At 56.4% G+C, this 6,666-nt stretch carries 5 protein-coding genes and 2 pseudogenes; 6 read left to right on the top strand and 1 reads right to left on the bottom strand.

Features of this window, described 5'->3' with window-relative positions; all coding sequences use genetic code 11:
• Both ACN0X0_RS22855 and ACN0X0_RS22850 read left to right on the top strand, forming a co-directional pair.
• Positions 1-330 (top strand): annotated as a pseudogene (locus tag ACN0X0_RS22855) (NADP-dependent phosphogluconate dehydrogenase); the annotation flags it as partial.
• Between the two features lie 146 nt (positions 331-476).
• A pseudogene (locus ACN0X0_RS22850) lies at positions 477-2,015 on the top strand (FMN-binding glutamate synthase family protein).
• Position 2,016: 1 nt separating this feature from the next.
• On the opposite strand, the gene ACN0X0_RS22845 reads toward ACN0X0_RS22850, so the two are convergent.
• Positions 2,017-2,934 carry a LysR substrate-binding domain-containing protein gene (locus ACN0X0_RS22845; RefSeq protein ID WP_417281118.1) on the bottom strand — a complete coding sequence of 306 codons (918 nt, stop codon included), beginning with the start codon at positions 2,932-2,934 and terminating at the stop codon, positions 2,017-2,019.
• 231 nt (positions 2,935-3,165) lie between these two features.
• Here ACN0X0_RS22845 and ACN0X0_RS22840 point away from each other — a divergent pair, with 231 nt between their 5' ends.
• The 4 genes from ACN0X0_RS22840 to ACN0X0_RS22825 all read left to right on the top strand — a co-directional run.
• On the top strand, positions 3,166-4,149 hold the full coding sequence (locus ACN0X0_RS22840) for a TRAP transporter substrate-binding protein (protein WP_417281117.1): 984 nt from the start codon (positions 3,166-3,168) through the stop codon (positions 4,147-4,149).
• A gap of 1 nt (position 4,150) precedes the next feature.
• Entirely contained in the window at positions 4,151-4,744 is a 594-nt protein-coding gene (locus ACN0X0_RS22835; RefSeq protein WP_417281116.1) for a TRAP transporter small permease, read from the top strand.
• Positions 4,745-4,793: 49 nt separating this feature from the next.
• Entirely contained in the window at positions 4,794-6,098 is a 1,305-nt protein-coding gene (locus ACN0X0_RS22830; RefSeq protein WP_417281115.1) for a TRAP transporter large permease, read from the top strand.
• Positions 6,099-6,355: 257 nt separating this feature from the next.
• On the top strand, positions 6,356-6,666 hold a 311-nt coding region (locus ACN0X0_RS22825; RefSeq protein ID WP_417281114.1), incomplete at its 3' end, for a biotin carboxylase N-terminal domain-containing protein.

The raw sequence follows: 6,666 nt of genomic DNA, 5'->3' as shown, positions 1-6,666 counted from the left end.
CGAGACGGCTGTATTATCCGGTCCGACATGCTCAATGAAATGGCCGATGCGCTGTCCGGCTCCGACGCGCCACTCATGATCTTTACGGAACCCTTCGCGAGCATTGTGAAAGAGAGCGAAGCCTCTCTGCGCAAGACCGTCGGCTGCGCGACCGCCGCCGGGATTCCGGTGCCGGCTCTCTCGGCCGCATTGAACTGGTTCGACATGATACGCACCAAACGCACGTCTGCGAACATCATTCAGGCGCAGCGGGATTTCTTCGGTGCGCACGGGTTCGAACGCCTCGATGGTGTCGCCGACCCGCACGGCCCGTGGGCCAAATCTGCATAAAACTCCCGGCAAAGGCGTCCTTTCATGGGGCGCCTTTTCTCACACGTCCAGACGCCTTTCCCAAGGCTTGCGCCGTGCTCCACAACACCCTCCGATTTACCGTCTTCCTCCTCTGTGTCGCCATTGCAATTGCCGCCTTCGCACTCATCCCGTCGCATAGCGGCGCGCGTGCGGTTCTTGCTATCGCTGCGGCACTGATCTTGCTGGGCCTCTATGACATTTGCCAGACGCGGCACGCGATCCTGCGCAACTATCCGTTGGTCGGCCATATGCGCTACATTTTCGAAAGCATCCGCCCCGAACTCCGGCAGTATTTCTTCGCGAACGATCAGGACGAAGAGCCATTCTCCCGCGATGAACGCACCCTGATCTACCAGCGCGCCAAGGGGGTTGAAGACGCAAAACCCTTCGGCACGCGCAAGCTGATTTATGACGCGGGCTACCAGTGGCTCACCCATTCCATACAGCCCCGCAAGACCGATAATCCCGATTTTTAGGTCACCATCGGCGGCCCTGACTGTAAACAGCCCTACGACGCCTCCGTGTACAACATTTCGGCGATGAGCTACGGCGCGCTCTCGGGTAACGCGATTACGGCGCTGAACCGTGGTGCCAAAATAGGCGGCTTTGCGCATGACACCGGAGAAGGCGGCATTTCCAAGTTCCATCGCCAAGGCGGTGATCTCATCTGGGAAATCGGGTCGGGCTATTTCGGCCGCCGGACTCTTGAGGGCGCATTCGATCCGGACATGTTCGAACAAACCGCACAGAATCCGCAAATTAAGATGATAGAGATTAAGCTCAGCCAGGGTGCGAAACCGGGGCTTGGCGGCATGTTGCCCGCTGCGAAAATCACAACGGAAATCGCCGAGATTCGCGGGATTCCGATGGGTCAGGATTGCATTTCTCCGCCCGGCCATTCCGCATTTTTCACGCCGATCGAGCTCATGGAATTCATTGACCAACTACGGCAGTTCTCAGGGAGCAAACCGGTGGACTTCAAGCTCTGCATCGGGCATCGGCGCGAATTCATGTGTCTCGTCAAAGCGATGCTCGCGGCCGATATTTATCCCGACTACATCGTGATTGACGGCAAGGAAGGTGGCACAGGCGCCGCACCCCTTGAGTTTGCCAATCACATTGGGATGCCGCTGATCGAAGGCCTGACCTTTGTTCACAACACCCTGCGCGGTGCCAATATTCGTGACCGGATCAAATTGGGCGCGAGCGGCAAACTCGTCTCCGCCTTCGATATTGCCAAGGCGATGTCACTCGGCGCGGACTGGGCGAATTCCGCGCGCGGCTTCATGTTCGCGCTCGGCTGTATCCAGTCGCAATCCTGTCATACGAACCGCTGTCCGGTTGGGGTCGCCACACAGGATGCCTTTCGCGCGCGCGCCGTGAACGTGCCGGACAAGGCGCAGCGTGTGGCGAACTTTCATGCCAACACGCTTGATGCGCTCGCGGAGATCACTGGCGCGGCGGGTCTGACACATCCCGGCCAGTTTCTCCCGCATCACCTGATGCTGCGGGAGAAAGAACGCAATATGATCGTCGGCCATCAGGTTTATCCCGATCTGCCGGAAGGGTTTCTTCTACGCGGCCACGACGAAGGCGACGGGTATCTCGCCCGGTGGAACCGCGCGGATCCGACAAGTTTCTATCCCCAGGATAACGGGGGCTGATTTAACGGCCGGATTCGCGTGACAACTCAACGAGCGCGTCCTTCACAACATTGGTTGCCTCGGAGAGCGCAAGTTGTGCGGACCAGCATACCGACATGTTGGTCTGCATATTCGGTTTACGAATGTGGCAGAGACGGGTTTCAGGAACCCGTCTCTTAACAGCCTTCGCCGCTGACAGTGGCAGAATCGTGTCCCCAAGCCCCTCGGCAAGCGCGTTCGACAAAACGGAGATCGATTCCGTTTCCGCGACCGCTCGCACAGTATGGCCCACGCGCCCAAGCGTGGTATCGATCACCTGCCGCAATGTATGAATCTTGCTGGGCAGCACCATTGGCCGTGAAATGACCTCTGTGAACTGCACGTCATCCTCTGCCTTGAAATCCTCGGACACTGTCACGAAGTGCAATTCTTCGGTCGCAATCTGTTCGAAAGCGAGACTCGGGATGGGGCCCGGATCGAAGATCAGCGCGACATCCATTTTGCCGGTCATGATCAGTTCGCTCATGGCGCCGCCTCCAACGTTTTCATTAACGTAGAGAACAATGCCGGGATGTGTTTCGCGAATTTGTCGTATCAGTTGCGCTGCGAGAAGAGATCCCAGGCCCAGAGGCGCAAGGCCCACGCGCACGACGCCCGTGATTTCCTCCGACGCACTTGCAATATCGAGTTCTGCTTCGTCAATCTGACGCAGGATCATCTGCGCATGGCGGTAGAGGACCTTGCCCGCTTCCGTTGGCACGACCCCCCGTTTCGATCGTATAAGCAACGGTCTGCCATAATGCGCCTCAAGCCCCGCGATCTGCTGGCTGAGTGCAGGCTGCGCAATGTGCAAAATGGCCGACGCGCGCGTGATGCTTCCGATGTCGATGATTTTAACAAAGGATTTCAGTTTTCTTATATCCATCGAAGCGCTGCCCATATTTGATCTTTCCGGCGTCACGCAGGTATCATGCGGACACACCGGCAATGCAACGGAAGGCATACATACGTTTTCGCGATTACATCAGAACGAACCAGTGTTTTTCTGCGACTTGGCCGACCTGTAAGGTCACTCCCTATAAACATGCATCAAAAACGGATCAAAGGCCATCTCTGTTATAGTCAGCAGAAAGCCGAAGAATCCGCAACTCTCAGGGAGAATACAGTTCAAATGTTCAAATCACTCGCCCTTGGCACCGCCGCAATTCTCGCGTCCAGCTGCGCCCTCTTCGCTGAAACTAACTTGCGCCTCTCGGACGTTCTGCCGGAAGGCAACTTTATGGTTGAGAACGCTAAGACCTTTGCAGACGCCGTTTCTGAAGCGACCGATGGTGAAGTGACCATCACCGTAAACGCCGCAGGCGCACTCGGCTTCAAAGGCCCGGACCAGCTGAATGCGGTGCGTGATGGTCTCGTCGACATGGCCGACATCAACATCAGCCAACAAGTTGGCAGCAACGCCCTTTTTGGTGCAGAAGGTGTTCCTTTCCTCGTGAGCTCCATGGACGAACTCAAGTCCTACCACGAGTACCTGCGTCCCGAATTCGAAGCGCTGTTCGAGCAGTACAACCAGAAACTCCTCTACATGGTGCCCTCCCCGGCCCAGTATGTGTACCTCAAGGTCGAAGTGGACGACATTGAGGATTTCGAAGGCATTCCGGTTCGCGGCGCTGACAAAAACACCGTCGACATCATCACCAGCATCGGCATGGACGGCGTCGTCATGCCGTGGGGCGAACTCCTCCCCGCCCTCGCATCCGGTCGTGTGGAAGGCGTTGCCACCTCTGCAACCTCCGGTGTTGACGGCCGTTTCTGGGAATTCCTCGACTTTATCTACCCTACAAACCACACATGGGGTTCCAACGCGGTTACGATCAACCTCGACACCTGGAACTCGATCTCCGAAGAAGATCGCGCCGCCATCGAGAAAGTTGCGGCTGATCTCGAACCCGGCTTCTGGGACATTTCCCACAACAGCGATCTCAAAAGCATCGCGACCATGCAGGAAAACGGCATGACTCTCGTTCCGATCTCTGATGAGCTGAAAGCCGAGATCACGGAAAAAGCACAGTCTGTCCAGAAAGAGTTCTATGGTCGCGTGCCCGCTGCGAAACCGATCGCAGACGCGTTCCTCGCTTCCAAAGGCACGAATTGAGATGAATAACACGTCCATCGAAAATTCGGTCGAAGCTCCCGAAGTTCGTGGACCTGCTGCGGCCCTGCAAAGGGCCGCAGATGCGGTTTCACTTTTGGGGGCCTGGCTTGCCGGTCTGTGTGTTGTCGGGCTGACGTTATTGGTCCTGACCGACATCCTCCTCGCTTTTTTCAGCCGTTTCTTTAGCGTCATCCCCTCTGGTACGGGTGTCGGCTGGGAATATAGCGCCTATCTCATGGGGGCCGCGTTTCTCCTCGGTTCAGGCATGACACTCCGCGCGGGACTTCAGCTCCGCGTCGAATTGGTGATGTCCTCCGAGCGCGTGATGCTGGTCCGGGTTCTCGAAATCATCTCCTCTGCCCTGGGCTCGGCCGTGACCGTCAGCCTGGCGTACTGGCTCTTCAAGTTCACCCTTCGCAACTACGGTTACGGCGATGTATCGCAAGAAAGCTTCACGCCGCTCTGGATTCCGCAAGCCGTGCTGACACTCGGTGCGGGCGTGCTCGCCATCCAGATGATCGCCCGTTTTGTGACTGCCCTGAGTGGTAGTCCTGTGAACTCTACCAAGCTCGGCGCCGCAAGCGCAATCGAGTAAGTGTACGCTGCCTCCTCTCGCGAGACACATAAAAATATAAGGAAAAGACATGGGCGCGATTGTATCCAGCCTCTTCGGCCTTCTGTTCGGAACGCTTGCTGCCGGCGCGTGGATCGGGATTGCACTCCTATCTACGGCAATCGGCCTTGCGGTGATGTTTACCAATCTCCCGATTGACCGCCTGTTCCCGCAGTACCTCTTCAATATCCTCACAACCCCTGACCTCGTAGCCCTTCCGCTTTTTATCCTGATGGGCGAGTTTCTGTTCCGCACGAAACTGTCCGAAGCCCTCTTCTCCGGTCTGGCCCCGTGGGCCGGCCTGCTACCGGGGCGCCTGTTGCACGTCAACATCGTCGGCTGCTCGATCTTTGCGGCGATCTCCGGTTCTTCTGCGGCAACCACCCAGGTTGTCGGTCGCATGACACTCAAAGAGCTTTTGAACCGTGGCTATTCGCCGGAACTCGCCATTGGCGGTCTGGCTGGTGCGGGCACGCTTGGCTTTCTTATCCCGCCGTCAACCGTGATGATCATGTATGGCGTTCTAGCCAACGAATCCGTGCTGCGACTGTTTACGGCCGGTTTCGTGCCGGGGCTGCTGCTCGCCTCCACTTTTGCGGCCTACATCATGATCCGCAGCTCGCTCAAAAAAGACCTCATTCCCGAGGCTGAGCGTGAACTGCGCCACATGCCGTTCCGCAAACGGATTGCGGCACTTCGCGATCTGGCTCCTGCAATGTTCCTCATCATCTGTGTCCTCGGCTCAATGTACGGTGGCCTTGCAACACCTTCCGAAGCTGCGGCTCTCGGTGTGGTGGGTGCCTTTCTTGTTGCGCTCAGCCAAAAAGCGCTCTCGCTTTCGGTCATGCGCGATATTATTCTCGGTGCCGTCCAGACCTGCTCTGTCATGGGCATCATCATCCTGGGAGCATCGGTGCTCGGCAACATCACGTCGACTCTCGGTATCCCAGCCGCTGTCGCAAACTTTGTAACAGCGCTCGACCTGTCGCCGATCCTGCTCATCCTCGCTCTGATCCTGCTCTATCTCATTCTTGGTACCGCCCTTGAAGGCTTCTCGATGATCGCGACGACCCTGCCTGTGGTTCTTCCGCTCGTCGAAGCAGCCGGGTTCGACAAAGTTTGGTTTGGCATCTTCATGGTACTTGTCGTCGAGATGGCTCAGATCACACCGCCGGTCGCGTTCAACTTTGCGGTCATTCAGAACATCACCGGACGGAGCACAGGCTATATCGCTCGGGTCACTCTACCTTTTCTTCTGATCATGATTCTTTTTGTGATCCTGCTGGCAGTGTTCCCGCAAATTGTAACCTTTATGCCCAATCTCATTTTGGGCTAAAACAACGGTTGGACAGAGTTTCCTGATCACTTGCCACGTGTGAGGGTGAACGCTCCAATGTCCATGCCTAGCCAGGAGATCTCTCGATCCGGTAGCACCATCCCATTATGTGCCTTATCGCGGATATCGAAGATCTTCTGGCGGTTCCCTTGTGTCATCAACAGCTGCGCGGCAACTGACCTTTTGGTCAAGAGATTTAGCTGACATTGCGGGTCAAGCATCTTCTCATACCGCACGAAACATCTTGAAGCGTTTCCATGTCGCCGAAGATCGAACCAGCGCCATCTTTTTGGTCGACGTCGATCGCCTCACACCGGCACCTGATACGATCTCCAATGCATCGATTAGACAACACTGGCGCCTATGTCACGGACATCCGCGAACATACTTACGCTACCATCAGAATAGTACAGGTGCCGCCGACTTCTATTCGATCAAAATCTATGAAATTAAATGAATCTCATATGAGGGAAAGGTTAGAAATGTTTCAGAAAGTGCTCATCGCGAACCGGGGCGAAATTGCGATCCGCGTGATGCGTGCCGCCAACGAAATGGGGAAACGCACCGT

The organism is Celeribacter sp. (genome assembly GCF_048270365.1).
GTDB lineage: Bacteria > Pseudomonadota > Alphaproteobacteria > Rhodobacterales > Rhodobacteraceae > Celeribacter.
Note: the sequence above shows the minus strand (reverse complement) of the source record. Positions and strands in the feature narration are given on the sequence as shown.

What these genes read in the sequence shown, in the direction of transcription:
- ACN0X0_RS22840 (WP_417281117.1), top strand. Translation starts at nt 3,166, where the DNA reads ATGTTCAAATCACTCGCCCTTGGCACCGCCGCAATTCTCGCGTCCAGC.
- ACN0X0_RS22835 (WP_417281116.1), top strand. Translation starts at nt 4,151, where the DNA reads ATGAATAACACGTCCATCGAAAATTCGGTCGAAGCTCCCGAAGTTCGT.
- ACN0X0_RS22830 (WP_417281115.1), top strand. Translation starts at nt 4,794, where the DNA reads ATGGGCGCGATTGTATCCAGCCTCTTCGGCCTTCTGTTCGGAACGCTT.
- ACN0X0_RS22845 (WP_417281118.1), bottom strand. Translation starts at nt 2,934, where the DNA reads ATGGGCAGCGCTTCGATGGATATAAGAAAACTGAAATCCTTTGTTAAA.